General features: G+C 39.0%; 24 protein-coding genes. 8 read left to right on the top strand and 16 right to left on the bottom strand.

The annotated features are described in order from the left end of the window. Window positions 1-21: 21 nt before the first annotated feature. The gene (locus tag F824_RS0106360; RefSeq protein WP_019597033.1) at window positions 22-1251 is read right to left on the bottom strand and encodes a DEAD/DEAH box helicase; all 1230 of its coding nucleotides are present in this window, start codon (window positions 1249-1251) and stop codon (window positions 22-24) included. A 225-nt stretch (window positions 1252-1476) separates the two neighbouring features. Next, entirely contained in the window at window positions 1477-4020 is a 2544-nt protein-coding gene (gene glgP / locus F824_RS0106350) for an alpha-glucan family phosphorylase (protein WP_026333535.1), read from the bottom strand. Window positions 4021-4941: 921 nt separating this feature from the next. On the opposite strand from glgP, the gene F824_RS27420 reads away from it, so the two are divergent. Beyond that, a complete protein-coding gene (locus tag F824_RS27420) occupies window positions 4942-5334 on the top strand; it encodes a hypothetical protein (RefSeq protein WP_139189644.1) in 393 nt (130 codons plus the stop codon). A gap of 244 nt (window positions 5335-5578) precedes the next feature. Here F824_RS27420 and F824_RS0106335 read toward each other — a convergent pair whose 3' ends face one another. From F824_RS0106335 to F824_RS0106290, 8 genes are all read right to left on the bottom strand, one after another. After that, a complete protein-coding gene (locus tag F824_RS0106335; protein ID WP_019597028.1) occupies window positions 5579-6736 on the bottom strand; it encodes a methionine adenosyltransferase in 1158 nt (385 codons plus the stop codon). 29 nt (window positions 6737-6765) lie between these two features. Then, a complete protein-coding gene (locus F824_RS0106330; protein ID WP_019597027.1) occupies window positions 6766-7212 on the bottom strand; it encodes a hypothetical protein in 447 nt (148 codons plus the stop codon). 198 nt (window positions 7213-7410) lie between these two features. Further along, window positions 7411-7845, bottom strand: a complete 435-nt coding sequence (locus F824_RS0106325; protein ID WP_437438301.1) for a pentapeptide repeat-containing protein — start codon at window positions 7843-7845, stop codon at window positions 7411-7413. A 138-nt stretch (window positions 7846-7983) separates the two neighbouring features. Beyond that, window positions 7984-8451 (bottom strand): hemerythrin domain-containing protein, encoded by a 468-nt coding sequence (locus F824_RS0106320; protein WP_019597025.1) that lies wholly within the window; start codon window positions 8449-8451, stop codon window positions 7984-7986. A gap of 354 nt (window positions 8452-8805) precedes the next feature. Further along, on the bottom strand, window positions 8806-9531 hold the full coding sequence (gene ric / locus F824_RS0106315) for an iron-sulfur cluster repair di-iron protein (protein WP_026333534.1): 726 nt from the start codon (window positions 9529-9531) through the stop codon (window positions 8806-8808). Between the two features lie 224 nt (window positions 9532-9755). Then, window positions 9756-10190: an RrF2 family transcriptional regulator gene (locus F824_RS0106310; protein ID WP_019597023.1), complete on the bottom strand. Its 435-nt coding sequence runs from the start codon at window positions 10188-10190 to the stop codon at window positions 9756-9758. 854 nt (window positions 10191-11044) lie between these two features. Next, the gene (locus tag F824_RS0106295) at window positions 11045-11863 is read right to left on the bottom strand and encodes a universal stress protein (protein WP_019597020.1); all 819 of its coding nucleotides are present in this window, start codon (window positions 11861-11863) and stop codon (window positions 11045-11047) included. Between the two features lie 4 nt (window positions 11864-11867). Further along, window positions 11868-13349 (bottom strand): potassium/proton antiporter, encoded by a 1482-nt coding sequence (locus F824_RS0106290; protein ID WP_019597019.1) that lies wholly within the window; start codon window positions 13347-13349, stop codon window positions 11868-11870. Window positions 13350-13522: 173 nt separating this feature from the next. Here F824_RS0106290 and F824_RS0106285 point away from each other — a divergent pair, with 173 nt between their 5' ends. Beyond that, window positions 13523-14899: an MATE family efflux transporter gene (locus F824_RS0106285; protein ID WP_019597018.1), complete on the top strand. Its 1377-nt coding sequence runs from the start codon at window positions 13523-13525 to the stop codon at window positions 14897-14899. A 58-nt stretch (window positions 14900-14957) separates the two neighbouring features. Here the strand turns inward: F824_RS0106285 and F824_RS0106280 are convergent, their stop codons facing one another. Together F824_RS0106280 and F824_RS0106275 are read right to left on the bottom strand one after the other, a co-directional pair. Beyond that, window positions 14958-16037 (bottom strand): MBL fold metallo-hydrolase, encoded by a 1080-nt coding sequence (locus tag F824_RS0106280; RefSeq protein WP_019597017.1) that lies wholly within the window; start codon window positions 16035-16037, stop codon window positions 14958-14960. Window positions 16038-16076: 39 nt separating this feature from the next. After that, window positions 16077-16310 (bottom strand): hypothetical protein, encoded by a 234-nt coding sequence (locus F824_RS0106275; RefSeq protein WP_019597016.1) that lies wholly within the window; start codon window positions 16308-16310, stop codon window positions 16077-16079. Between the two features lie 1723 nt (window positions 16311-18033). Between F824_RS0106275 and F824_RS0106250 the strand changes: the two genes are divergently transcribed. Then, the gene (locus F824_RS0106250; protein WP_026333533.1) at window positions 18034-19152 is read left to right on the top strand and encodes a Gfo/Idh/MocA family protein; all 1119 of its coding nucleotides are present in this window, start codon (window positions 18034-18036) and stop codon (window positions 19150-19152) included. A gap of 119 nt (window positions 19153-19271) precedes the next feature. On the opposite strand, the gene F824_RS0106245 is transcribed toward F824_RS0106250, so the two are convergent. The 4 genes from F824_RS0106245 to F824_RS25600 form a co-directional block, all read right to left on the bottom strand. After that, complete coding sequence (locus tag F824_RS0106245; protein WP_019597009.1) at window positions 19272-20345, bottom strand: PAS domain-containing sensor histidine kinase; 1074 nt, start codon at window positions 20343-20345, stop codon at window positions 19272-19274. A gap of 593 nt (window positions 20346-20938) precedes the next feature. Then, on the bottom strand, window positions 20939-21388 hold the full coding sequence (locus F824_RS0106230) for a hypothetical protein (protein ID WP_019597006.1): 450 nt from the start codon (window positions 21386-21388) through the stop codon (window positions 20939-20941). 21 nt (window positions 21389-21409) lie between these two features. Next, window positions 21410-22543, bottom strand: a complete 1134-nt coding sequence (locus F824_RS0106225) for a DEAD/DEAH box helicase (RefSeq protein WP_019597005.1) — start codon at window positions 22541-22543, stop codon at window positions 21410-21412. Window positions 22544-22651: 108 nt separating this feature from the next. Beyond that, a complete protein-coding gene (locus F824_RS25600) occupies window positions 22652-23212 on the bottom strand; it encodes an NAD-dependent epimerase/dehydratase family protein (protein WP_019597004.1) in 561 nt (186 codons plus the stop codon). A gap of 414 nt (window positions 23213-23626) precedes the next feature. Here F824_RS25600 and F824_RS0106215 point away from each other — a divergent pair, with 414 nt between their 5' ends. The 5 genes from F824_RS0106215 (at window position 23627) to F824_RS0106195 (ending at window position 26476) form a co-directional block, all read left to right on the top strand. After that, window positions 23627-23944, top strand: a complete 318-nt coding sequence (locus F824_RS0106215) for a hypothetical protein (RefSeq protein WP_026333532.1) — start codon at window positions 23627-23629, stop codon at window positions 23942-23944. 4 nt (window positions 23945-23948) lie between these two features. Beyond that, window positions 23949-24287: a hypothetical protein gene (locus F824_RS0106210; protein WP_019597002.1), complete on the top strand. Its 339-nt coding sequence runs from the start codon at window positions 23949-23951 to the stop codon at window positions 24285-24287. Window positions 24288-24419: 132 nt separating this feature from the next. Further along, on the top strand, window positions 24420-25007 hold the full coding sequence (locus F824_RS0106205) for a DUF5819 family protein (protein WP_139189642.1): 588 nt from the start codon (window positions 24420-24422) through the stop codon (window positions 25005-25007). A gap of 1 nt (window position 25008) precedes the next feature. Further along, window positions 25009-25956 carry an HTTM domain-containing protein gene (locus tag F824_RS0106200; protein ID WP_022582289.1) on the top strand — a complete coding sequence of 316 codons (948 nt, stop codon included), beginning with the start codon at window positions 25009-25011 and terminating at the stop codon, window positions 25954-25956. Then, complete coding sequence (locus F824_RS0106195) at window positions 25934-26476, top strand: hypothetical protein (protein WP_019596999.1); 543 nt, start codon at window positions 25934-25936, stop codon at window positions 26474-26476. The genes F824_RS0106200 and F824_RS0106195 overlap by 23 nt, the downstream gene beginning before the upstream one ends. The last annotated feature ends 110 nt before the right edge of the window (window positions 26477-26586 follow it).

Here is a 26586-nt window from a genome sequence, read left to right as displayed (position 1 = left end):
TTTATTTTATCATTTCTCTCCCTACCTTTTTGAAGAATTGTTGTGTGCAGGTTTTGGTCTGGAATGGCCAGCATTTCCTCGGCCTTGTTGCTTGGGGGCCTTCACCGGATTGTGATCCATCAAAGGGAAAGGATGGTCCTCAATAACAGGGATTTTTTTGGCGATCAATTTTTCGGTGTCCTTGAGATAGGCTTTTTCTTCCGCATCACAGAAAGATATGGCCGTACCTTTTGCACCAGCTCTTCCTGTCCTTCCGATCCTATGTACATAGGTCTCTGCGATATTGGAAAGCTCATAATTGATGACATATTCCAATTCATCCACGTCAATTCCCCTAGCGGCGATATCCGTAGCCACCAATACACGCGTGGTTTGGTCCTTGAAATTGGTCAAAGCGCGTTGTCTTGCGTTTTGGGATTTGTTTCCGTGAATCGCTTCAGTTTTGATGTTGTGGCTGACAAGCATTTTCACCACTTTATCAGCACCATGTTTGGTGCGGGTAAAGACAAGCGCGGTTTTGATTTTTTTGTCCTTGAGCAATTCGACCAACAAGGCGTTTTTGTTTCCTTTGTCTACAAAATAAACGCATTGGTTGATGATGTCAACAGTGGAGGATACCGGTGTAACCGAAACTTCCAAAGGATTATCCAGAATGGTATTGGCAAGTTTGATGATCTCTGGTGGCATGGTGGCCGAAAAGAAAAGCGATTGTCTCTTTTTGGGTAGCACGGCCAATAATTTTTTGACATCATGGATAAATCCCATGTCCAGCATCCTGTCCGCTTCATCAAGTACAAAAATCTCCACCTCACGAAGGGAGACATATCCTTGATTCATCAAGTCCAAAAGTCTTCCAGGTGTAGCGATTAAAATATCTACGCCTGCATTCAGCTTTGCGACTTGTGGGTTTTGGTTTACGCCACCGAATATCACCATCGAGGTCAATCCAGTGTGTCTTCCGTAGGCTTTGAAACTTTCGTCAATCTGTATGGCCAATTCCCGGGTAGGAGTGACGATGAGGCTTCTTATTTTTCTTTTTTTGTTGAATGTTTTGTTGTTGGCCAAGCGCTGAAGGATTGGGATGGCAAAAGCTGCCGTTTTTCCCGTGCCTGTTTGGGCACAGCCCAAAAGGTCATTCCCTTCCAAAACGATGGGTATGGATTGCGCCTGAATCGGGGTAGGAGTAGTATAACCTTCCTCTTGAAGGGCCTTTAAAATAGGTTCAATGATGTTTAATGATTGGAATTGCATATATGATAACAAGTGTGAAATAAGATTTTGTACCGAATCCAAACAAAAGCAATCGGTAATTTCCTGCAAGTTAAGACAATTATACTTGGAATCCTTTTTTCGGTGGCGATGCCGAATCATAGGTAAAAGCATTCATGGCCAATATGACTTTGGAAAAAGAGATGATAATTGGGTTGGGGGAAGACTTCCTCGTTTTTGAAAATCATTCAAAAACGAGGAAGTCCATCACCTTTGCCAGTGAATGAGATTGATCTCTAGGGGAACCGTCAATCCCTCTAAGTTGGGGATGATTCGGGCCGTAAAGTCGTCTGCCGGTCTCGATGTGATGACCTCTGCCTGGTAATACAGCCCTTCCGACTCTGGATTCTTGGAGTTTGGTTCCATTTTTATCCTTTTGGGCGCACTCCCATCGATTCCATCGGCAAAGAGTTCCAGCATGATTTCATATGGTTTTATTTCACCCAGATAGACCTCCGCTTTAAAGAAATATCCATTTTGAATGCCGGAAGTCTCTACAATTCCAAATTTCAGCTGGTGCCATTTTTCCTCAAGTTCCTGTTTTTGCTGGATCAGTTTGATTCCCAATTTTCCATTATCGGCTGCTCGTCTCAAATATTTTTCAGCTGCGGGCAAGTAATATTTCCCGGTATATTCTCGGACGGTACGATTTGCCGAAAATCTCGGGGTCAGTTTTGCCATGCTGTTCCGCATTCGTTTGATCCATGCCGTCGGTATACCATTTGGGTCACGGTTGTAAAATGTCGGTACCACTTCCTTTTCAAGTAGATCATAAAGTTCTTCCGCTGCTTTTATATCCCAGATAGGGTCATCCCCATGATCCATCTCATCGCCTATTGCCCAACCCACATCCGGTGAGTATGCTTCCGCCCACCAGCCATCCAGTGAGGATATGTTGATGCCGCCATTGACCAATACTTTCATTCCGCTTGTTCCGGAGGCTTCCCAAGGCCGTTTTGGGGTATTGATCCAAACATCTACACCGCGGACCAGATTTTCGGTCAAGGACATGTCATAATCATCCAAAAAGACAACATGGTGATGCAAGTTGTTTTGGTTGATGAATTGGATCCATTTTCGGATCAATGCCTTTCCGACTTCGTCAAAGGGGGCTGCCTTCCCCGCCAAAACCAGTTGAACGGGTTGTGTGGGGTGGGTGAGGATCCTGATCAACCTCTCCGGGTCGTGCAAAAGCAGGTTTGGTCTCTTGTAGGGGACAAAACGTCGGGCAAAACCCAAAGTCAAGGTGTTGGGATTGAAAACCTGTCTGGCAATCTCAATCATTTCCGTCGGCCTACCGGAAATGCTCAACTGCCGTTCAAATTGATTGCGGGTAAAATTGACGAGATTGCTGCGGGATGAATTGCGCATTTGCCAAAGCGTTTCATCCGAAACGGCCACCATCTGCTCCTCCAAATTCCCAAGATTTCCTCGCCATCGGTCTTTTCCACAAGTTTGGGTCCAGATTTTATCCGAAATCTCAGAATCCCAGCTTGGCATGTGCACCCCATTGGTGACATGTCCAATCGGGACCTCTTCCACCGGCCATCGGGGGAAAAGATTCATAAACAGTTTTTTGCTTACCTTTTCGTGTAAACTGCTCACCCCATTGATGGCTCCACAACCACGGATGGCCAAGTAAGCCATCTTGAAATCCTCTGTTTGATCCTTTGGGTCCCATCTTCCGAGGGCCATCAATTCTTCGAAATCTATGGACAGTTCTTCCTGCGAATAGGACCCTAACATTTGTTGCATCAACGAGGGTTTGAAATGGTCAAAACCGGCTGGGACAGCGGTGTGGGTCGTAAATAGGTTTCCCGATCTCGTTACCATCAATGCCTCCTTAAAGGAAGTGCCTGTTTCCTTCATGTAATCATTGGCGCGCTCCAAAACCAGAAATGCAGCATGCCCTTCATTCATGTGACAAACCTCTGGTTTTATCCCCAATGCGCGGAGCAATCTCCAGCCACCAATCCCCAGAATCAGTTCCTGTTTCATCCGAAGGTCAGCCCCTCCTCCATAAAGTTCATTGGTGATTCCTCGATGGACGGGAAGGTTGGCGGCATCGTTGCTGTCCAAGAGAAAAAGCTTCACCCTTCCTGCCTGAACCTGCCAAGTTCTCAGCCAAACAGGATATCCGGCTATTGAGATCTTCAATCTCAGCCATTCGCCGTTTGGCAATCTCAAGGGGGTGATGGGCAACTGCCCAGGGTCATTGTAGGGATAACGTTCCAACTGATTGCCATTTTTGTCGATTTCTTGATGGAAATAGCCTTGTTGGTAAAAAAGTCCGATCGCCACTACGGGAACACCCAAATCACTTGCTGATTTAAGTTGGTCACCGGCTACATTTCCCAAGCCTCCTACATAAATCGGAAGCGCATCGCTAAGCATAAATTCCATGCTGAAGTAAGCAACAGCAGTAAGTTTGACATCTGGGAATTTTTTATGGAACCAAGCAGGGAGGGTATTGGCCTGTTCCTTTGCTTGTAAAATTGAATCCAGGTTTTCGCGAAAACCGGGGTCAGACAACAATTGCTCAACCCTATCCCGTGAAACTGTCTGTAAAACCACCCAGGGGTTATTGGTAAGTTCCCAAAGGTCTGGATCAAGCTGTTGCCATAATTTATCCGCTGTATGGTTCCATGACCACCTCATGTCAAGGGCAAGTGCCGCCAGGGAATTGATTCCTTCGATAGTGGATGGTAAAAAACCATACAATTGATTGGTGCTAAAAGTTTGTTCGCTCATCGGATTGGTTCTATATAAAACAGAAGATTTTTTTCCTCTTCTGTTTGGTGTTGTTTTCAAAGAAAAAATCTAGTCAATGCCAATGATTTGGCATCAAAAATAGCGGTATTGGAGGCTCCCAATTCATTGTCACCATCAAGTGGATACTATAAAGTGATTTTGGGCATTCTGAAATCAACTCAAAAACACCTTGAGTCAAATTTTACTGAAGTGATTTTAATCGATTGGGAGAGCGATTTCTTCATTTCTATTTTTCAAATTCTATATTCTCTAAGTTTAGATTTTTTATGATTACAATTAATATTGAAATAGTTATAAAAATACTACTTTAATATTTAATAGGTAATCAAAATATGAAATAAAATTTATTTTCTGTCAATTGATATGGAATGGTGGTGATTTTTGTAAGAAAAAACATGAAAATATTTTTTAAATCATTTTAAGGATAGCCGTTAAAATTTTATTTTGGTTATATTGCTTCAATTCAAAAAGTAATATTCAATCGGATAATATTGTGCCTTTGAATTTGAGTAATCAGTTAATACCAATGCTGTTGGGTGAATTTAAGAATTGAATATTGATCTGGGGGTTACATTTTTTGATCAAAAATAAATGAATATACAATTTTCGTTTCTGCCCAATGGAGGTAAATCAAATCGTGCTGCAATCGGTTTGACCCTATTGCTTTGCATAATTTTAATTTGTGGCTTATTGATAGGGAAAGCGTGGGCCAATGCGCCCTACACTACACTACTCCAGCATCCGATGACGCTCTTGGAGTCCCCCTTGTATACGGGGATTTTTTTTCGGATTGGTTGGTTCTTTTGGTCTGTGTCGATAACAATATGTTTTTTTGTATCCAAGGTTCTTTCCAGTCGGGCAGGAAGAGCCAGGATGAGTCGGTTTTTATTTGTGTCCGGTATGTTAACATTGATTTTTTTCCTGGATGATGTGTTTCTTATCCATGAACAAGTAGCAGCCTTTCTCGGTATTTTCAGGATATTCATTCTTCCAGGTTATGGGGCATTTTTGATGTTGTACCTTACCGCCTATCATTCGTTGATTCGTAGGACCGATTATAGCCTATTGGGCATCTCTATGTTTTTCTTTGCTGTTTCTTTGACGATTGATTTGATGCAGTTGGGATTTTTTGATCCAGTGCTTTTTGGAATGGTGGCAAAAATGATAGGCATTGTGAGTTGGATGGTTTATTTTTTTCGATTGGCGAAAAATGCGCTACTTACCCCCACTATCCCAATAGCGAATAAAAGGGATGGTGTTTCCAACGAAATACCACACTATCATTATAATTGAGGGGCCACTGGCCTTCATTTTATCCTCTTCAAAACGTGTTTCTTCAAGAATTGGAGGGTAAACCCGAACTATTCATTAGGATTTTTAAGGGTAGGGAAAAAAACCAGACTATTGGGAGAGTAAGTCGTCTAACCAATATGCTGAAATCAAAAAACAGAAAACACAGGAAGGTTATTGTGCAATTGCCGGCTGGAATGGAATTGTTGATCCATAAGCCGGGGTGAAATCAATTTTCTGGAAGTATTCAATCTTTGAATTCAATGATTCTTCTCCAATATCGGGGAAGTTCCAGGAGTTTCTCCTTTACAAAATCATCAAGATTGTCCGGATTTGAATTTTCGTAATCTATCTGGATATGAAGCAGTTGTGGTTCAGTGATGGGTTTTCCAATTTGCGATACTATATAGATATATGCCTGGCTCGCAAAATGATTTTCCACGAGGCTTCTGCTCAAATCCATGGCGAAATAATTGTATATTTTTCCAATATGACTGACAGGGTTTTTTCCTGAGGCAGCCTCGAGGCTCATGGGGCGATAGGGGCTGATCAATCCGTTGATGCGGTTGCCTCTGCCCACCTGGCCATCGTCTCCACTTTCCGCACTCGTCCCCGACACGGTCAGGTAAATGCTTTCCCGTTCATAATCATCGGCAGTATTGATGTCTATCGAGCATTGGCCCAGATTCAGCGTTTCCTTCAGGTAGGTTTTTACCTTTTCGATTTTTGAAATGTAATCCGATAAATCAGAAATATGTCGGTCCACCATCGCGATGGCGACAGTGAATAGTTGTTCACTTTGATTTTTGACGCCCATGACTTTAATGTCTTCTCCAATAAATGGAAATTTCACCTTTGTTAGGGGATGGTTCAATAAGCGCTCAATTTTCAGGATGTTGTTTTCCAAAAATGAAAGTGGATAGTAGCCGACTCCAAACGAGGTGTCATTGGCCAATGGGATTTCGCCTTTCCCAAACCTGTTGAACAACTCGACCAATTCAATACTTCCCTTTCTGATCTTTGAAATGATTTGGATGTCGGTTTCCACATTGAGATTCCTGATGTTTTTCGCGAGCCACTGCTTGGCGGTTTGGATGGCAATTTCTTCCACGGGAACCGATTTATCCTGTGCCTGATGGGTGGCCCGGCCGGCGATGACCAGAGAGATGGGTTGAAGGATTTTCCCACCATTAAATATAGGTTCGGATTGACCGCCGATCAGAAGGGCCTTGTCCACATTGTGGTGTTGAATACTTCCGAATTCAGTCAAGTAAAAGCGGCAAAGTGCTCTTGAGATTTGTTCGGTGATTTGATCACAAATGGTGTCAGGATGACCCAATCCTTTGGTTTCGGCCACCTCAAAGCTTTTTGAATAAAAATTCTCTCTGGAAATCAGGATGGCCATCGTATTTTCTTTAATTGACTTAGGGGAAGTTAATTTTTATTGGTTATTTCTGGATGTCTTATTACTCCTCCTGTATTTCCTGTTTGTTGGGCAAAAAACAATGTCACCAAACAAACCGCCAGGGTTACGATAGAAATCATTCTTGAAAAGGATTTCTTCTTCCAATTGGCCCACACTCCCAGAAGAGATACCGCACCTAGGCCGTAGGAAAATAAGCTGAAAGTTTCGGCAGCTTCTTCATGGATTTTAATGGATTCCTCATTTATCCCAGGCATCTCCTCCACTATTTCCTCGGCACCCTCTCCGGTTTGGAAGGCGGGAATGGTGCTCAGTGCACCCAAAACAAAAAGCAAATATGCAGTCCGCTGGACTATTTCAGAACGGACGACCAATCCACCAATCAAAACCAAAAGGCCTACTATCGGTATAATTATCGGTAAATGATTGAAAACGAGATGCAAATGGGCTTGGTTCATATTCTTAAATTTACAAAATAACCATTGATTATTGACAGGTTTAATGAATCCAATTGCTGAGATCCATTATACAAAAATAGAAGTTAAAACCTGCAGAATATTTAAGATAGTCTTAATATTGTCTTAAAAAAACTTGAAATAAGAATTGAAGAATTTGGGGATTGAGGTTGAATTTAAAATTTTTAATGCACCATTTAGTCACTCTATCTTGATATCATATTTGTGCAAAAGTCCTTCGATTCCTAGAAGGGAGAATTTTGCTTTTTTAATGGTGTTTCTTTCTGGATCGATGCTGTAATTTGACGCGGTGGTGAAGTCCACTTCTTTCAAAATTGTATTGTTAAAAATGGCATTTGTCAAATCCGTTTCGGAGAAGGAGGATTTTGACAGATCGCTTTCAAAAAAATCCACATGCCGCATGGAGCATTTTATAAATTGGGTTTTTGGTAATTTTTTTCTGGTAAAGGAACAATAATCCAACGAGCAATCTTCGAACTTTACCTCAAAAAGGAAATCCAAACATTTACTGAAATTCACGCCCAATATCTTACAGTCCTTGAAGGATACATTGTTCATTTGACAATGAGGGAGTTTGCACAGTGAAAAGTTGCAGTTTGTGAAGATACAATCCATGAACTTTGAGGATAGAAAAATCCCATTCGAAAAATCGCAATTCTTAAATAAACAGTTTTCGAATTCCCTGTTTTTGGTTTCCATTTCGGCGAAGGCCAAATTGATAAATGTGTGATCTTCGTAGATTAGTTTTTCCATTTATTTTTTCCAGAATTCATCCATCGGGTTTTCCTCGAAAGCAGTCTCAGTATGGTTTTCAATGAGAGCTTTCATTTGTTCTTCAGTGGCAGATTGCTGAATGACATTGAACAGTTCTCGCTCTTCAAAACGGATATGCTTTTCCAATTCTTCTTCGATCAAACTTAAGGACTTTTCGATTTCCTTCTCCTTGTGAAACAATCTGGCAAGTCTACGGTGTTCCCCGATCGCTTTTTTGACCAACTGATGTTCCAATCCCAGTATGGGGAAGAGGAAATCTTCCTCAATCTTGAAATGGGGTTGAAGATAATTCAAAAAAAACCAATCTGCATAGGACTTTATTCTAATTACCGGAATCTCAAGGGAAAATCCCTTTCTGATTTTCCAGCACAACAAAAGGCTGTGGTGGTGCTCCCTGCTTAAGGGTTGGAGTTCGATATTCCTTTTAAGTGGCTTTTTGTCAGTCATGATGTTTAACCCGTTTTATATACTGTGAATGCTGCTCAATACTGTATTTATCTTATAATTAGTCAGTTGTTGACTTTTGTTGACTTCACCGTATCGGTGTCAGGAATTATTATCCCAAATGTCTGATTTTCTTGCAGTTTCAACCTTCTTAGGAAGCCTAGTGCATATTTCTGGTTTAAATTAATCTTGAGTTTTCAAAATTTTCGCAAAATCAATTTTTTCAAGCCAAAGACTGACTCCTTGATGTTCCTTGACAGGTAAGCGATTATAAAACAAGAAATGATCACTCTGAAGGCAACTTTTGGTTTCTCTCCTTAGCGTCATTTCTTATTTTTATTTGAAACCCACGGTGGATTATCCGTTCAATTCTTTTTCCATTGCGATGGATTTGGGAAATAAAATATTGTTTTCCAAATGGATGTGGAGGTGCAAATCCTCTTCAAATTCCCTGAGCAAAGCATATGTCACTTGATAAGTACCGCATCCATCTTTTGGAGGGGTAAAATCATTGCTCAGCGCAGCGATTTTCCTGAAGCGGTCACCTTCCACTTCATGTTCATGCATCATCATTTGAACCGGATTGTCAATTTTTCCGAAATGGGGTTTTTCCAGTTTAGAACTGCTTTGTTTGGCCTGCATCATTTTTCGTACGAAAGGGAACAAAATGAATTCTTCTTTTTTCATGTGGGCGGTCAATTCGCCACCTGAATGTTTAAATTCCTCGGCTATTTCGAACAATTCAGGATGGACCTTTCCATGTACTTGACAGAGTTTCTCCAAATATTGGTTCAAAATGGGGATTTGGGTAGAGACATAACTGTGGTGCTTTTTCTCGATGTAATCCGCCAATAGATCCAGTGGCCATGATTTGTAATTCTCGTTTTCTTCTTTTCCCAATTCTTGCAAAGCCTCAATTTCGCGGATTACCACAGCCGGATCTACGTTTTGACTCTCGCTGGCTTCCTGAATGCTTCGGTTGCCTTTACAACAAAAATCAATATTGTGATTCTTAAAAACTTGAGCGGTTCTGTAATCCGCTGCTACCATTTCTCCGATTGTTTTTAACTGTACTGTTGTCATATTTTTATTTTTTTTTTTTGAATATTTTTGTGAATTCCAATGAAATAAATTCATGATTAAATCATCAGAATAGTCTTCACTTGAAGAAAAGAGGCTGTTCTGATTTTGAGAATTGAAAATTCCCCCAGTATTTTGACGTCCTGTTTTGGGTTGTTTTGCTGTAAATTCTCTTGATTAAATAAATAATATAAGATGCGAATATCCTTTAAAGTGGTAATTTTTTTTTAACGCTTCAGGAAAGTAAGCCCATCGTGCAGTCCAGTGGCAAAACCCAAGAGGCTGGTTGTCTCCATCATGGCTTTCAAATCCGTCCTGATCTTTGAAAATTGTTCATGTAGGGGACAAGGGAAACTTGAATTGCATTGACTCAATCCCAATCCGCATTCTACGAAAATGTGATCCCCATCTATCGCATTTACGATTTGGATTAATTTCAAGGAATCCATTTTCTCTCTCTCAATCAGAAAACCTCCCATTTGTCCCCTCACGGATATGATGATTCCTGCGTGAACAAGTTTTTGGAGAATCTTGGCCGTAAATGCCTCGGGTGAATCTATTTCCTTTGCGATGTCTTTGAGGCTTACACGATTTTCATTTATCGATTGCAAGGCAATGTAAAGCGTTGACTTGATACCGTATTGACAAGTTTTTGAAAACATTTCTCTTTAGTTTTCTCAAATGTAAGCATAAATATTTAATCGGACGTTTTTATCCGATTAAATATTTATGCTAAAATCAGTAAATGTTATAAGCTTTTTGAAAATCCTTGTAAGAAATGAATTTCAATTGCTCCTTATTTTTGCTCATCAAAAAACCCGAATTCTCAGCAGAACTCGGATAGAATCTGCCAAATCAAAAAGTGAAAGAGTAGGTTTTTTTATTTTTGGAATATAATTAGATTGCATTAAGGATTGTGTGCCATAGATTAACAAACTAAAAAAGGAAAATATGAATAATATGTTCAAAGGATTGATTGCAGGTTACGGTGCCTATAAGTTGGGCGGAGGATGTTTTGGAACCATTTTGGTTTTTGTCATCATTTACTTTTTGCTTGGCCAGTGCAGCTAAAGTTTAGCTGAGGCAATTGGGGTTGCCTTTTAATTCAACCAGGTCTTGTGAAAAAATTTTTTTTAAACTCTAATTTTTCAAGCCTTGGAAAACTTTAGGTGAGTTTTCCAAGGTTTTTTGTCCGAAAATCAACGGCTATACTCGAGTTCATACCGAAGTATCCAAAAATACCTTTCTGTTAAATCCGAAATATGCATTCCGTTTCCAAATGGGATTAAAATTGCAAGAAAATCAGACTATCTGGAGACCAATTTCTGACGCCAAATACGGTGAAGTCAAAAACAGTCAGCATCTATTGAATTATTGGTAAAATACAATCTTGATTTGAGTTCGTAATGCATAAAATGGGCTAAAATATCGAAAAAGTGCTCTTGAATATGAGGAAGCAACACAAACTTAAATTTTGTAGAATTCTATGACGGCCTCCAAAAATCTGTTTTTTTCCTTAAGGCAAAATGACCAATGGTGTTTCCCCAGCATAAACGAGTTCATTGATCATAAACTTCCGAAAAAGCTGATCTGTCCATTCTCTCGATCCTTTTTGAATGACAAGCAGTTCCTTGGTTTTGTTGTTGATCACCAATTTGATTTTTTCAAAGGCATCTGTTCCCTGATAAATTTCAAAATCCGTTATGTATTTTTCCCCAAAAAGTAAGGTCAAATCCCTCAGTTGTTTTTCCATTCCCAGCGTTTCCTCGTTGTCTTTTGCAAAATAGAAGAAAGTGATTTTTTTGGATTTTCCTCCCGTGAAATTCAGAAGTCTGTTCAATTCCAAAATATTCAAAGGATGATTTTCGCTCACTGCAACATATAAATCAATGGGCGAAAAGCTTGAAATATCTTTTGGGATCGCAACCATTAGATTATTGATGTTTTCTATAATTTGGATAGTGGTGCTTCCGAGGAAAATTTTCTTTAGAAACCCAGTGCCTTTCATTCCGGTAAAAATCAAATGTTCAAAGGGTTCTTCCAGAAAATTTTGAAGAGAAAGCAACAAATTGGTTTCGGAAACAGAATATTGAACATTGGCGTTTTCGGGCAAAGTACTTTTTGACAAAGTTTTGAGCTTGTCAAGTGCTTTTTCATTGATCATTTGCGCAATCGAATGCCGCGTCTCATTGTCAGCAAGGGCTGGGGATACTATTGTTGTTTTGTGGTAGAGCAGTAATTTTGCATCCACCAATTTTGACCAATCATAGGCATACTGGATGAGATTGGCTGAATGTTCCGAAAAATCAACTAGGACGATAAAGCGCTTTTTCATGGTTTTATAGTTTAGTGGTTAACATTGGGATTTGTAGGCAATCATAAACTTTCTCAATTCCTGCTTGCGTGTCAGAAAGCACAATCAAGGTGTCATGGTCCTCTATGACCGTCGCACCATTGGGCGTGAGGAATTTTTCACCCCTTTTGATCATGGCAATGATTGCCGTTTTGGGGAACTGCAGATCGATGATTTTTTTTCCAACGGCATATCCCAATTCAGGAATTTTAATTTCCACCATTGCTGTTTTCACCCTTTCAGATAGAAACATGTCCGTGGGGGCAATGGGCTTGACTCTTTCCGGTAAGGCCACATGCAACCATTTTGCGATGAGGGTCAAAGTGGTCCCTTGCAACAGAACCGAGGTCAGGGAAATGAAAAAGACGATGTTGAAAATCATTTCCGCCTTGTCGATTCCAGCCAAAAGGGGATAGGTGGCAAACACGATCGGCACTGCTCCCCTCAAGCCTACCCAAGATATGTAAAACCTCCTTCTGATTTTCATTCTGAAAAAAATCAGACTCAAAAACACACTGACGGGCCTTGCCACGAAAATCAGGAAAAGTGAAATGAGTAATCCAATTCCTGCAACTGGGACAATGTGTGAAGGGAAAACCAACAAACCCAAAGTGAGGAAAAGCACAATTTGCATCAGCCAAGCCAATCCGTCAAACATTTTCAGGATCGTTTTTTTATGCATCAATTCACTGTTTCCCAAATAAACCGCACACAAATAGACCGCCAAAAATCCATTTCCCCCTATGAAATCAGTTGCGGAAAAAGTGATAAACATCAAAGCGATTACGAGAACTGGATATAGCCCTTCAAAGTCGAGGTTGATTTTGTTGATAACATATTTGCTAATCCTTCCAAAAAGATATCCCGCCAATGCCCCAAAAATCATTTGTTGGAGAAACAATGGAATGATGGAAGTGATGCCGAGGTCCTGATTGATGACCAAACCCAAAAACGCGATTGTCAAAACATAGGCCATTGGATCGTTACTCCCACTTTCAAGCTCAAGGGTGGGACGTATATTTGACTTGAGAGCCAGGCTCTTGGAACGAAGTATGGAGAAAACAGCAGCGGCATCCGTGGAGGAAACGATGGCGCCCAATAGCAAACCTTCATAAATGGTGAAATCCGTAATTGCCCAGACAAATGTGCCCAATGAAACCGCAGTAAGAAGGACGCCAATGGTCGAAAGTGAAATACCCTGCCACAAAACTGGTTTTATGGATGTCCAGCTCGTATCCAATCCCCCCGAAAAAAGAATAAAATTCAGCGATACTATCCCGATGAATTGGGCTGTTGCGGGATCATTGAAATTGATTCCACCAATTCCTTCAGAGCCAGCCAAGATGCCAATCAATAAAAACAAGACCAATGTTGGGACACCGAATTTATAGGAAGTTTTGCCAGCGATGATGCTGATAAAGAGCAATAAAGAGCCAATTAATAGGATGTTTTCAATGGTTAAGGTCATCGGTCATTATTTTACTAAGGTTTTCTGCTTTTCTATTTGCATCCAATATAGGCAAAATCAATTGTTAAAATTCTAGAAAGAAGTCTTTAGGGGTCTTTAAATAGCCGGTTTAGACCTAATTTTCCGAAACCACTTTTTGAAATTTAAAGTACATTTGTGGTTCAATCACAGTTATGTTGCAGCTACTAAAAGATGCCCTAGGTGGCAAGGAGCAGGATTATACAAAAGTCAATTTGAAAACAGGCATTGTCTTGTTGGCAATACCCATGATTTTAGAGATGCTGATGGAATCACTCTTTGCGGTGGTCGATATCTTTTTTGTGGGAAGGTTGGGTGAGCATGCTGTGGCCACGGTGGGACTGACAGAGGCAGTAATTGTCTTGGTGTATGCCATCGGTATGGGGATCAGTATGGCGGCGACGGCATTGATCTCAAGAAGGGTAGGGGAAAAGGAGTATAAGGAAGCCGGAAATGCGGCCTTCCAGTTGCTTGCTTTCGGGGGTGTGGTATCGGTTATCTTGGGTTTGTTGGGATTTTATTTTGCCGAAGACCTACTCAGAATGATGGGGGCTGAGAACGAGGTGTTGGCAATAGGTGTTGAGTATAGTAGAATAATATTCGCTGGAAATACGGCGATTATGCTCCTTTTTTTGCTCAATGGGGCTTTTCGAGGTGCTGGGCAGCCGCACTTGGCCATGCGGGCATTGTGGATTTCAAACGGTTTGAATATTGTTTTTGACCCCCTGTTTATTTTTGGCTTGGGAAGTTTTGAGGGTTTTGGGTTGACAGGCGCAGCCATCGCCACTACAGCAGGGCGAAGCGTCGGGGTAATTTATCAATTGTACCATCTGTTCAATGGGAAGCATAAATTGGTTATTTTAAAGGAGAATTTGACGATCAATTTTCTGGTGATTAAGCGAATCGTCAGTATTTCTGTTGGGGGAATGGGGCAATTTCTGATTGACTCGGTGGGTTGGATTGCGCTCACGAGGATGGCTGCCGAATTTGGTAGTGTGGCAGTGGCTGGTTTTACCATTGCCTTTAGGATTTTGCTTTTCACGCTGATGCCAGCTTGGGGCTTGTCCGGCGCTGCTGCCACTTTGGTGGGACAGAATTTGGGCGCCCAAAAGTACAGGAGAGCTGAAATTTCAGTCTGGCTGACGGCGAGGTACAATGTGATCTTCCTCGCTTTGGTCACCGTCCTTTATTTATTGGCGGGAGATGTATTGGCAGGTGTTTTTACCGACACGGATGCTGTCCGGGAATTGGCGGCAGATGGCTTGAAGGTGATCGTTTTGGGTTATGTGTTCTTTGCCGTGGGAATGGTCATGACCAATGCTTTCAATGGTGCCGGAGATACAAAAACCCCTGCACTGATCAATATTGGGGTTTTTTGGGTGATTGAAATTCCCTTGGCTTATTTTTTGGCCTTTGTGTTGGGATGGGAAATGATGGGGATTTATATCAGCATTGCCTTCTGCCATTCCCTGCATGCGGTGGTGGCGTTTTATATCTTCAGAAAGGGGAAATGGAAGTCCGTTAAAATTTGATTTGTTGAAGGTTCAGGGGCCAAGCTCTAGGCCCGTTGTTCTTGTTCAAAGGATTTCTTTATTTTCCAACCAAAAGGTTTTTTCCCAAAACTACGCGGAGAAGTTCCCCCTCGAGTTTGGATTCATGTTCGATCAACACATCCAGGGGTTCCATCCTCGGTTCATCCGAAAGATCAAAAGTCCCAAAATGCATAGGGATAAAATAGCGACCCCCCATTTCATTGAAAGCATCAATTGCATCCAATGGGCTGATATGGGCTTGGTTCATGAACCATTCCGGCTTGTATGCGCCAACTCCCATCAAACAATAGTCAGGCTCGCCAAGGGCAGTACTGATGTCTTTGAAATGAGGTCCGGAACCACTGTCCCCCATGAGATAGATGGATTGTTGGTTGGTCTTTAAATAAAATCCACCCCATAGACTTACATTTTCATCGAACAGCCCCCTTCTCGACCAATGTCTGCTGGGCACATAGGTGATCTCAAAATCCAAACCGGGAATGTCAAACTGCTGGTACCATCCGGCTTCCTGAATCATTTGACCTTTCGTCCATGAAATAATCACATCCTTCATGCCAAGTCCTGTCAAAAATGTGACTCCAGGATTGATTTCGGAAAGGTATTCCAAGGTCTTCTCATCGCAATGGTCCCGGTGACTGTGTGAGAGCAGGATATAATCCAGAGCAGGCAAATTATCCAGAGAGATCGGCAATTTGCTTTCCCTTTTTAAAAATAAATTGTCAATTAATACAGGATCGGTAAGCAGTACTTTCCCGTTGATTTGCATGAGATAGGTTGCATGACCCAACCAAATGAGATAATCGGCATCGCCCTGAAGTGCGTCGTTGTCAACTTTAACAGAAAGCCGTCTGGTTTCATTTTTCTTCTCTTTCTTTTGGGGATTCTTGCTGGTTTGCCATTTCAGCAGGTCTCCAAAACTGGATTTAAAAGGTTGATAAAGGTTCTGGAAATTCCCTTTTTCATCTATCGGCGTACCTTTCCAATTATTCAAACCGGAGATGGTATTTAATTCGGGATTGGAAATAAAAGTCATTTTGTGCTCTTTTTCAGGATTGTTGAAATAGAAAAGCGTGAAAATTGGAATCAGTGTGAGGAATAAATATTTTTTTGATTTCATAATGTCATTAACCCAACCCAGATCCCAAGCACAAAGTTTCTAAGCACTCATCAAATAGCCAATCAATTCTGATGGTGTTTCTACTTGATTTGCCTTTTCATCTGCCAATTCTTTGTTCAAGCCGTACTCCAATTCGAATACCAAGCCCGAAACAAAGATTTTGTCCATATCCAATTCCCTGTAAAAATTCGCGGATTTTCTCTTGCCGGTAAGTGGGATGCCATAAGATTGGAAAATCCCGATGGCTTTTTTCATTGCTGAAATGTTTTTCATGGGTATAGTGATTAAAAGGGTTCAAATAAAAACAAATGTAGAAAATTCAATCTTAATTTAATTAACAATTAAACAACCTTATTTTTTAAAATTTGTTAAACATTAATTGGTAAAATTATATTTTATTTAAAAAATACAATTTTTATTGATAATATCGAATCGGGATTTGGTTTTCTAGAAGCCATTCTTTAACTGGAAAAGGGCAAACATGAACATTGAAAACTTATTCTTTTTATCAATATTCACCATTTACGTTTGCATTGGGAATAAGGTTTAAGTTCCAATTTGGTGCATGGATTGCAGCCGCATAAATGGGGATAAGGATCTAGAAACCAATAAGAGGAGTAAGGATTTCTGGAGTTTTGGGCAGCGGAATTACAATCCAAAAAATGTCTTGCATATGCTTCTTTATTTGATCCATTTGAGAATTTTGAAACAAAGGAATGGTCAATCAAAAAATTGCCTGTGCCCTTGCCGATCTTCAAACTCCCAGTAAAAACCCCTGATTTTTTATTGGGATGAAAAGACAGTCTAAGGAAAAAACAATATTGATGTTTTTGAAATTACTGAGAACAGAATTCATTTATTAAATACTTATTATCAGTGTATTATATTAAAAAAATGTGTCCATGCTTGACAAGTAGAAGTGGGCGTCAGCGGAGGATTTCACCCAGTTTTTGATCATTATTTTTAAAAATACCCAAAGATCAGGAAACAGATTTTTATGGATTCCTTGCCCATTTTCAAACACTTCGTTTCCTCATATACAAACCAGCGGGATTAGCATTTAGGTGAGATGTTTCTTTGGCAATTGAATTTCAAGATTTGGATGGTGACTGCGTTTCCTTTAACCCGAAATATGAAATAGGTTTCCAAATTGGATTGAAACTGCAAGAAAATCAGACTTTTGGGAGAAAAATTCCTGACTCCAATAAGGTGAAGTCAAAAATAGTAAATAACTAAATGATTATCAGAGAATTATACTATTGAATTGAGTTCGTAATGCATAAAACGGGTTTAATAATGGTGAGGTAGGAATCCGTTTTTATGGGTGATGTACCACTTTGATCTTCATTTTTAAATTATGTTAAATGATCATCTGCTATCGTGCCATAAAAAATATTTTAGAAGAAAAGGGGTGAATCTCGAAAGCTTTCGGGACGAAGCTGGAAGAAGCCTCCAATAAAGATTTCGTTTAAGGGTTTTTTGAATTTTGGTGGTTACTGGTAATATTGCGGATGGACATTGCGTTAAAACGGAAACATGCATTAGGTTTCCCAATTGGGTTGAGGTTGCATGAAAATCAGATTATTTGGAGAATAATGCATGTTTTTAAAAAATTGAAGTCAAAACACCAAACGAGGACTGATTATCAATCCATTTCAGGCTGGAATAGAATTGGCCATGCAGAACTCGGGTAGAACTCGGGTGAAATTGGTTTTTTCGGTTTATAAATCCGATAGCTATTTGAAATAGATTTGTTTGGTTTTTGTATCTTTCTAGTCGTTCCTTTCCGGAAATACAAAGTCATTCGGATCTACCAAGAAAACAATGACATTTGAACCTCTTTTTCTCTTTTAATTCTTTTCATAATTTTAGTCGGATCAATTTTCATACTGACTAATTTCTGATTTTATAGAATATTTGTTCCATGTTTTTCAATGATTTTGGTATAAATGTCAATCGACAAGCCTGCCATGATGTTAAACCTAAACTATTCAAAATGAACTCACGAAGAAACTTCTTGCAAAAGCTTACGCTTTCAGCCGTAGCACTCCCTATTTTATCCAGTTATTCCGCAAAAAACCAAGAGGCGATCTCTGAAAAACCTTATAAGGGAAAAATCCTTCGGGTGGCCATCATGGGGCTGGGAAGTTATGCCACAAGGGTGGCAGAGGCAATGGAATCCTGCACCAAGGCCAAATTGGTGGGGATCATCAGCGGGACTCCTTCCAAATTCGAATCTTGGCAACGCAAGTATGACATTCCCGACAAAAACTGTTACAACTACGATAATTTTGATCGGATCAGAAATAATCCGGACATCGATGCCGTCTATATCATCACGCCCAATGGCCTTCATCGCGATCAGGCCATTCGCGTTGCCCAAGCCGGAAAACATGTCATTTGTGAAAAACCGATGGGGTTGAATGCCAAAGAGGGAGAAGAAATGATTGCCGCCTGCAAGTCTGCCAATGTCAAATTATTGGTGGGATATAGGATGCATTTTGAGGCCAATACCCTTGAAATTATCCGGATGAGGAAAGAGGGGGAATTGGGGAAAATCATGTTTTTTCAAGGATTGTGCGGCTTCAAGATAGGTGATCCAAGTCAGTGGAGGTTGAATAGGCAATTGGCAGGAGGTGGAGCCATGATGGACATTGGAATCTATGCCGTGAACGGATCCCGGTATATGGTCGGAGAAGAACCCATTTGGGTGACTGCGCAGGAAACCAAGACAGACCCGGTCAAATTCAAGGAAGGTGTGGACGAAACGATTCAATTTCAATTGGGCTTTCCTAGCGGTGCAGTGGCTTCATGCCTTTCCACTTATAGTATGAACAATTTGGACCGCTTTTTCCTAAATGGAGAAAAAGGATTTGCCGAACTCCAGCCTTCTACAGGATATGGACCGATCAAGGGCCGAACAAACAAAGGCCCTTTGGAATTGCCGCATATCACCCACCAAACGGTACAAATGGACGAAATGTCTGAGATAATTTTTGAAAATAAAATCCCAACGGTGCCTGTTGATGGAGAGGAGGGATTGAAGGATTTGAAGATTATCGATGCGATTTATCTAGCCGTCCAAACCGGACAAAAAGTGGAGCTAAAGGATTGATCCAATCTGCTTTCTTAAGGAAAAGTTGGCAATGGGACTGGTCTTGATTCCTTAAAGCGAGGGATTGTGGATTTTGGTTTTGAGAACAATTGGAAAATCATCAAGCCCAAAATCCGCAATCATTCTCCAAAAGAAATGATAAAAGAAGCCCCTTCATTGACTTTGCTTTCGACTTCTATACGACCACCCATGTTCGATACATGGTTGTAAACCAAATAAAGCCCGATGCCGTGGCTATCGATGTTGTTGTGGAATTTTTGGTTCAATCCAAATATTCTGTCTTTTACTTTATTCATGTCAAAGCCCATCCCTTCATCTGAAAAAACCAACTGCTTGACGCCATTGAATATTCTGGTACGAATGGAAATACTAGGCAGGGTGTCCGGTTTGGCGTATTTAATCGAATTGGTGATCAAATTCAAAAAGATGCTTTCAAGGTATGCCTTGTTGAAAAGAATTTCATCAAATTCAGAAAAATCAACAGTTAGGGAAGTTTTGGAATTTGAAATCAAGGAACTGATGGAGTCCAGGACTTCATTTAGGGAATGGTACAAATTAAGGTTTTCTTTCTGGGCGTTTAGGGATTCTTTTTGACACAAAACATCGATATAATCGTTGATGGTTTTATTCAGATTTCCACTGATGGATTTCAGGTAACCCAAAAGCTCCACCGTTTCGGCATCTTGAATTTTGGAGAAATCCAAAAGGTTGAATATGGCGGTGAAATTATTGATCGGTGATCTGAGATCGTGTGAGGTCGTATAACTGAGCTGTTTGAGGTCCTTGTTTGACTGGGTCAACTGGGCCAAAAGTAAATTTCGGCCCTCTTCAATCTTCTTTTTTTGTGTGATGTTTTTGGCAATGGCAAAGACAAGTTTTTCGGAATCTATGGACATCGAGGTCCATGAAAGCCAGATCACTTCTCCACTTTTTGTCAAATAGCGATTTTCAAAATTGAGCAGTGGATTGCTTTTTTTCAGCTCTTCCCTCACTTTGGAAGTAAAATGCTGGTCTTCGGGATGGACAAATTCATTGATTGGTTTGGAAAACAATTCCTCCTCGGAGTACTCCAGCAATTTCGAAACAGCAGGATTAATCCGCTTAAAAAAACCATCATAACCAGCTACGCACAGCAGATCCGGAGACATGTCGAAAAACAGTTCTAGTTTTTTTGAAAATTCAGAGGGATCCATTGTGGGGAATTAGAATTATGTAGGTGGTGACTTTTCTTTTAACCCGGAATATGTATTCCGTTATCTATTGGGTTTGAAACAGCAAGACAATCAAACCACTTGGAGATTAAGGACTGGCACCAATTTGGTGAAGCCGACCCCAGTAAACAAAGTCTTATTGTTAAGCGGTTTCACGATGGAATAGAATTGGTAATGCATAACACGGGTTTAAGATTTGAAATGGCTCTTTACATTTGATTCGATCGGGTTTATTTCCGTTTGAAAGTTAAGGATTAATTTTGGGAGGAAATATCGATTCAAAATGTGTTTTGGAAAAAAAAAACCATAGACAATGAGCTTAAAATGCAAAATGCATGTTTCTGACAACCAAAAACAAATAATAGTCACCGTAAATTTTAATCTGAAATATGCAAGAGGTTTTCAAATGCGATTGAAAAGGAAGGGCAGTCAAACTATTTGGAGAATAGCGCATTTTGCCTAAAAGGTGAAGTCAAAAATTGTAAACAAAGACCGATTTTTGGGTGATTTCAGGCTGGTATAGAATTGGTAATCTATTACTCGGGTAAAAGTGGATTTCTGCAGCAACCAATGTGTCAAAGGATTCCTTGGATCACAAATTCCCTTCCTTGGAAAATAGCCTTTTCACCAATTTTTTTACCCTCCAAGAGTTTCCCGATGGGGGAGGCCAAAGAGAGGACGAAATAAGCGCGATCCGCCAGAGTAACTTTTCCTACCGGAATGGAAATAAAATAAATTCCCTGATTGGTCTCCACCAAACTCCCGAATTCAACCCGTGTATAAATTTTTTCGAGGTTGATTGCGGAAAGTTCATTTTTCAGCCGATTGGTTTGATTCAATTGCTGCTCCTCCTTATCCAACTCCATTTGCATCATGGCCCTTCCGGTTTCATATTTGTCCCCGGCGCTGCTTTTGGTGTCGCTGTTTTTTGCTGTTCTCAGGGAAGCGATAGCGGCTGTTGTCACCTCGATTTTGGCAGTAAGCATTTCCTGCAATTGCCTGTAAATACTTTCCTTTACTTCCATTTTACAAGATGTGAACAAAGATTACAAATCAAAATTTCCCGAATCAATCAGGTCTACCCAGCGGCCCATTTTTTTCTGGATTACTTTGAAATGATGCCTGTCTTCTTCGCAAATCAGTGAAATCGCCTGTCCGGGAGTTCCTGCACGGCCGGTTCGCCCGATCCTGTGGATGTAATCCTTTGGAGACCTCGGCAATTCATAATTGACCACAAATGGCAGAAACTTGATGTCGATGCCCCTTGAAGCCAAATCCGTTGCCACCAAAACGCGAAGTTTTCCCGCCTTGAATTTTGTCAATGCATCCGTTCTTGCCCCTTGGCTTTTATCGCCATGGAAAGCTTGGGCATCAATCCCGTTTTTCTTCAGCTTCACTGTCAAATTGTCCGCTGCCCGAATGGAAGAGGTAAATACCAAAACCTGATTCCAGTTTTCCTTCTCGATCAAATACCGAAGCAAAGGTCCTTTTTTTTCCTGCGAAACAAGGTAGGCAGATTGGGAAATCAAATCAGGTGTAATCGTTTCTTGCTCGACTTCAATGGTGACAGGATTGTGAAGCAGTTTGGCAATCAGTGATTTAAGAGAGTCTTCGGTTGTCGCCGAAAAGAGGATATTCTGCCTTTTCTTGGGCAACAATGCAAAAATTTCTTCTACCTCATCCCGGAAACCCAAATTCAATACCTTATCGGCTTCATCGAGCACCAATATTTCAATATCCGAAATCTGCACTGAATTTTTGGATACCAGATCCAGTAACCTGCCCGGCGTCGCCACCAAAATCTCTGTTCCAAAGAGGTTCAGCATTTGGGGATTGATCGAAACCCCTCCAAATACCGCCATGGTCTTGATCGATCTTGGCAAAAATTCGCTCAAACCTTTGATCACGGTGTCCACCTGTGTGGCCAATTCCCTTGTAGGTACCACCACCAAAACCCTAACACTTCTGCTTTTGGTAACTTCCTTTTTGATCAGGAGTTCCAAAATAGGGAGCACATAGGAGGCTGTTTTACCGGAGCCTGTTGGCGCGATGCCCAAGACATCTTTCCGATTTAAAATCGCGGGAATGGCTTTTATTTGGATCGGGTAGGGTTCTTCGTAACGTGCCTTTTTGATGGCTTCCAAAAGGTATTCCGATAAACCGAGTGAGGAAAAATTCATTTTCAAAGATTTAAGAGACAAAGTTAGGACTTATTTCCATGGAGTTAATCCTAATTTTCGGGTTAATTCGTTTTGAAGGCAATTGAATATTGATTTCATGGAGTTTAATTAATCCGATCTAAGGCAATTTTTCAATCCCATTTCTATTGGAGTTGCCTTCAAATTGTACGTGTCTTCTATTTTGGAAGAATCAAAACAATAATCCTGATCCAGTTGGTAGCTTAGCTCTGAAACCTCTTTCAGCAGCGGAATAAATGGAGCCAAAATCCCAACCATAAATCCCGGCAAAACCTGCAGCTTGGGCGCGACGCTCCATTCCTTCGCCAAAATATTGACGATTTCCTGACCTGTGGGATACTTTTTTGAAGTGGGAAGGTGCCACACTTGGTTCCAGGCATTTTGCTGTTGGGCCAAAAATGCAGTCGCCTTGGCAGCATCCGGGATATAGGTGAAGGAATGTTTTTTGTTTTTGGAATAAAGCCATTGGGCAGTTTTCCCGGCTTTCATCCGGTTGATGACGGATTCATTGAGAAAGCTGAGTTTTGCATTTGGACCGTAAAAATCCGCGGCCCTGACGATCATCGCTTTTAATTTTCCGACAGCGATTTGATCCAATATCATTTGAGCGATTTGAGCCCTGACTTTTCCTTTTTTGCTCTTAGGATTCATCGGTGTTAACCTTTGATACCCATGTGTACAAATAACAAGAAATAATAATGTCCGGGAGAAAATTTGAACAAAAATACAAAACTAAAAAGCTTTATAGCATGAATTATAAACTTCTATAGTCTTAACTAAACGACATTGATTTATTGTTAGGCTATGTCATGTGATAATTTTTTTTCAAAACTTTTTTTCACGGAACAATATTCTGATTTTAAAATAATAAAATTAAGTATAGAAATATAATTATAATAATATCTAATAATACAATATTAAATACTGATAATGCGCCTCAAGAGAAATTTTCATTTGATTTAATGATATAAAATATTTGGAAATTAAAAAAGAATTAAATACTTTTAAAAATAAAATTTATTTTAATCTAAAATTAACAGAAATTATGAAAAAAATCACATTTTAATGAAAACAACCAGTATAGGATTATTGGTAATGTTTTTGTTCGTTACATCCTATTCTAATGTATCGGCAATAGGTCACACTACTACATCCACAGTAACTTTAAATGCTTCCGAAGGCATGAGTTTGGATGACATCTGTGGAGTTGCAGGAGTGGGATTAATAGTTGCAGTTGTTGGAGTGGGAATGCAAATGGTTTCATCTGCATATGATTTAGGAACATATATAGGTCAGCGTGCAGCAGAAAGTATTATAACTTATGATACGTCATTTGAAATTTTTGAACAAAGTCCTACTAATTTTAGCCATTTTGATATTTAATATTATGAAAAAATTTAAGAAACATACCAAGCTAATCGCATACTTATCGTTAATTTGTTTTCTATTCCTAGTTTCTACACCTCACAATACAGCATTCGGAGCATATGAGTATTCAACTACTCAATCTGATTTCTATAGTAATGATATCGAGCAAGCTGGTGAACCAGCAGCAGTTGCAGTGGCACTTGCAGTTGGTGCAGCGTTTGTAGTTGCGTCCGGAGTCGCATTTGTTGTTGGAGTTTTTGATGGAATTAGTGGTAGAGGTGAAATTATAAGCCAAGAACTACATCCAATTGAAAATTTAATTTATAATCCGATTGATTTTTCAGGGTTTGACATATAAATAATTTATTATCTTAAATTTATTATTCGGCCATCATGATCATGGTGGTCGATACATTTTCTCATGAAATATATAGTTTATTTAATGTGGATTATATTAGGGATACATTTTCTAATCATATCGGCTTACCACATGCCTGACAATCCTATAAAACATCAATATAAAAAACAAATAAATGCTTATATTAACCCATTTTTTACACAAGAATGGAAATTATTTGCACCTAATCCAATAGCCAGTAATATGAGCATTCTTTATCGCTTTTTAAATTATAAGGATGGTCTAATTTCAGATGATACAGGGTGGTTAGATCCTTCAATTCCTTTTATTGAGGAACGTAGAGATAAATTTTGGTCTCCTTCCCAAAGAGTTTTAAAATACTTTAGCTCTAGCTACATGAATATAATAGAAACTTATGATAAAGCATCAGAATATTCTTTAAAAATTGATTCTATTAGTCAAGATTCTGTGAAAACAAAAATAATTATTACAAAAATGATAGAATCATCTCTTGGTCATATAGCTGTAAATACCTATGCGAGATTTATATTAAATAAAGTTTCTGAGGAGAATAACTGGACTAATACTGACTCAATTTTATTCCAATATAAAATACTAGATTCCTCTTTTCCAAGGTTTTCCAAAAGAGAAGAAGATTATTTCGATCTAAGTAATTATACTTTTCGGGAGTTGAAATCCGAGTTTTCAAAAATCAAATAATATGAAAAACACATCGGGAAATTATTCTCTTGGATTGTCAGCTTATAGAGTTTTCATAGGAATATTAATTCTAAAAAATTCGATTTTTTATTTACCAATGGCTGAACAACTTTTTGGAGGAGATGCTATTGTACCAATTGAATTTTTCTGGATAAATCTTACATCATATAATTTATCATTTTTAGCCTATCCATTCGAATTACAATATGCACCTCAATTATATTTAATTACATTGATAGTTTTAAGTAGTTTATTTATTTTTGCAATTGGGAAAAGATTTGTTGGAGCAATTTTATTTATAGGTATCTTAGTATTAGGGTATAGAAATAATTTAGTTCTTGATGGATCAGATAATGTTATAATGGTAACTATGCCTTTTCTTTTAATTTCTAATGCTTTCAATCATCTTACATTAACTATTAATAGACAATATATAAATTTCAGTAATTTAATACCTGATGTTATAATTAAGAATATTTTAATGATAGGACATTATGGTATTATGATTCAAATTTGTATTGTGTATTTTTTTACAGCTTTGCATAAATTACAAGGAGAAGTTTGGTTAAATGGGACTGCAGTATATTATACTATGCGTGTGAATGAATTTAGAGCTACGGATTATAATATTCTTCTTACAAAAAACCACTATTTTGTAGTCTTAAGCACATATTTTACTGTATTTTGGGAATTATCTTTTGCTTTTTTAGTTTGGGGAAAGTATTCAAAATATATTATTTTGTTTTTAGGAGTTATTCTTCATTTGGGAATATGGATATTTATGAGAATTGATAATTTCTCATGGGTTCTTATAGCGAGTTATTTCGTTTTCATTTCTAATAAAGATTATTTTAAAATTTTAAGGTTTATTACAAAAATAAATAATTCAATAATAAATACATTAAATTCTAAATTTATCATTTCAAATGAAACTAATAAAGATAAATAAAAACCTTATAGAAATTACTCTACTTATAAGTATAGCTTGTTTAATTATATCATATTCTTTAAGCTATTGGATTGCATCTGATGGTTTTACTATGATGGAAACAGCACTTTACTCATTAATTAACCCAATTACATTTTTTATTGGAACCATTTTTAGTATAGCTATAATGATGCCAACTGTACTTAAAGATGAAAAATCTGAAGATATAGATTCTAAATGGTATGTCTATTCTTTATCTATATTTGTATTAACAATTATCATTGCTACTTTAATTGATGCATTTTACTTTTATATAGTGGATGATTCAATATCTATTGCATTTGCAGAAGGGCTGGCTAGTTTTGTTGAAAGTAATGATCAGGAAACATTAGATTCATTAGATATATTAAAAAGGCTTCCACCATTTATACAAGGATATATTCAAAATTTTACGATTATTTTTATTGCTTGCTTTGCGTCTGTTCCATTTGTCTTTAGTTCAGTTAAAAAAAAGGAAATTAATAAATCTAGTAGATTATAAAATTATACTTTATGAATTATAGAATTAATATTATTAACCCACATTTAAAAAAGTTTGTTATTCCAGTTTGTTGGTTAGGTTTTATTCTAATTTTAATAATATATAGTGGT

Origin of the sequence: Rhodonellum psychrophilum GCM71 = DSM 17998 (assembly GCF_000381545.1) — a bacterium.
GTDB lineage: Bacteria > Bacteroidota > Bacteroidia > Cytophagales > Cyclobacteriaceae > Rhodonellum > Rhodonellum psychrophilum.
This window is presented reverse-complemented; position numbering and strand designations above follow the sequence as displayed.

Excerpts from the sequence above, each read along its gene's own strand:
- F824_RS0106360 (WP_019597033.1), bottom strand. The coding sequence starts at position 1,251 with ATGCAATTCCAATCATTAAACATCATTGAACCTATTTTAAAGGCCCTT.
- glgP (WP_026333535.1), bottom strand. The coding sequence starts at position 4,020 with ATGAGCGAACAAACTTTTAGCACCAATCAATTGTATGGTTTTTTACCA.
- F824_RS27420 (WP_139189644.1), top strand. The coding sequence starts at position 4,942 with ATGTTAACATTGATTTTTTTCCTGGATGATGTGTTTCTTATCCATGAA.
- F824_RS0106335 (WP_019597028.1), bottom strand. The coding sequence starts at position 6,736 with ATGGCCATCCTGATTTCCAGAGAGAATTTTTATTCAAAAAGCTTTGAG.
- F824_RS0106330 (WP_019597027.1), bottom strand. The coding sequence starts at position 7,212 with ATGAACCAAGCCCATTTGCATCTCGTTTTCAATCATTTACCGATAATT.
- F824_RS0106325 (WP_437438301.1), bottom strand. The coding sequence starts at position 7,845 with ATGGATTGTATCTTCACAAACTGCAACTTTTCACTGTGCAAACTCCCT.
- F824_RS0106320 (WP_019597025.1), bottom strand. The coding sequence starts at position 8,451 with ATGACTGACAAAAAGCCACTTAAAAGGAATATCGAACTCCAACCCTTA.
- ric (WP_026333534.1), bottom strand. The coding sequence starts at position 9,531 with ATGACAACAGTACAGTTAAAAACAATCGGAGAAATGGTAGCAGCGGAT.
- F824_RS0106310 (WP_019597023.1), bottom strand. The coding sequence starts at position 10,190 with ATGTTTTCAAAAACTTGTCAATACGGTATCAAGTCAACGCTTTACATT.
- F824_RS0106295 (WP_019597020.1), bottom strand. The coding sequence starts at position 11,863 with ATGAAAAAGCGCTTTATCGTCCTAGTTGATTTTTCGGAACATTCAGCC.
- F824_RS0106290 (WP_019597019.1), bottom strand. The coding sequence starts at position 13,349 with ATGACCTTAACCATTGAAAACATCCTATTAATTGGCTCTTTATTGCTC.
- F824_RS0106285 (WP_019597018.1), top strand. The coding sequence starts at position 13,523 with ATGTTGCAGCTACTAAAAGATGCCCTAGGTGGCAAGGAGCAGGATTAT.
- F824_RS0106280 (WP_019597017.1), bottom strand. The coding sequence starts at position 16,037 with ATGAAATCAAAAAAATATTTATTCCTCACACTGATTCCAATTTTCACG.
- F824_RS0106275 (WP_019597016.1), bottom strand. The coding sequence starts at position 16,310 with ATGAAAAACATTTCAGCAATGAAAAAAGCCATCGGGATTTTCCAATCT.
- F824_RS0106250 (WP_026333533.1), top strand. The coding sequence starts at position 18,034 with ATGAACTCACGAAGAAACTTCTTGCAAAAGCTTACGCTTTCAGCCGTA.
- F824_RS0106245 (WP_019597009.1), bottom strand. The coding sequence starts at position 20,345 with ATGGATCCCTCTGAATTTTCAAAAAAACTAGAACTGTTTTTCGACATG.
- F824_RS0106230 (WP_019597006.1), bottom strand. The coding sequence starts at position 21,388 with ATGGAAGTAAAGGAAAGTATTTACAGGCAATTGCAGGAAATGCTTACT.
- F824_RS0106225 (WP_019597005.1), bottom strand. The coding sequence starts at position 22,543 with ATGAATTTTTCCTCACTCGGTTTATCGGAATACCTTTTGGAAGCCATC.
- F824_RS25600 (WP_019597004.1), bottom strand. The coding sequence starts at position 23,212 with ATGAATCCTAAGAGCAAAAAAGGAAAAGTCAGGGCTCAAATCGCTCAA.
- F824_RS0106215 (WP_026333532.1), top strand. The coding sequence starts at position 23,627 with ATGAAAACAACCAGTATAGGATTATTGGTAATGTTTTTGTTCGTTACA.
- F824_RS0106210 (WP_019597002.1), top strand. The coding sequence starts at position 23,949 with ATGAAAAAATTTAAGAAACATACCAAGCTAATCGCATACTTATCGTTA.
- F824_RS0106205 (WP_139189642.1), top strand. The coding sequence starts at position 24,420 with ATGCCTGACAATCCTATAAAACATCAATATAAAAAACAAATAAATGCT.
- F824_RS0106200 (WP_022582289.1), top strand. The coding sequence starts at position 25,009 with ATGAAAAACACATCGGGAAATTATTCTCTTGGATTGTCAGCTTATAGA.
- F824_RS0106195 (WP_019596999.1), top strand. The coding sequence starts at position 25,934 with ATGAAACTAATAAAGATAAATAAAAACCTTATAGAAATTACTCTACTT.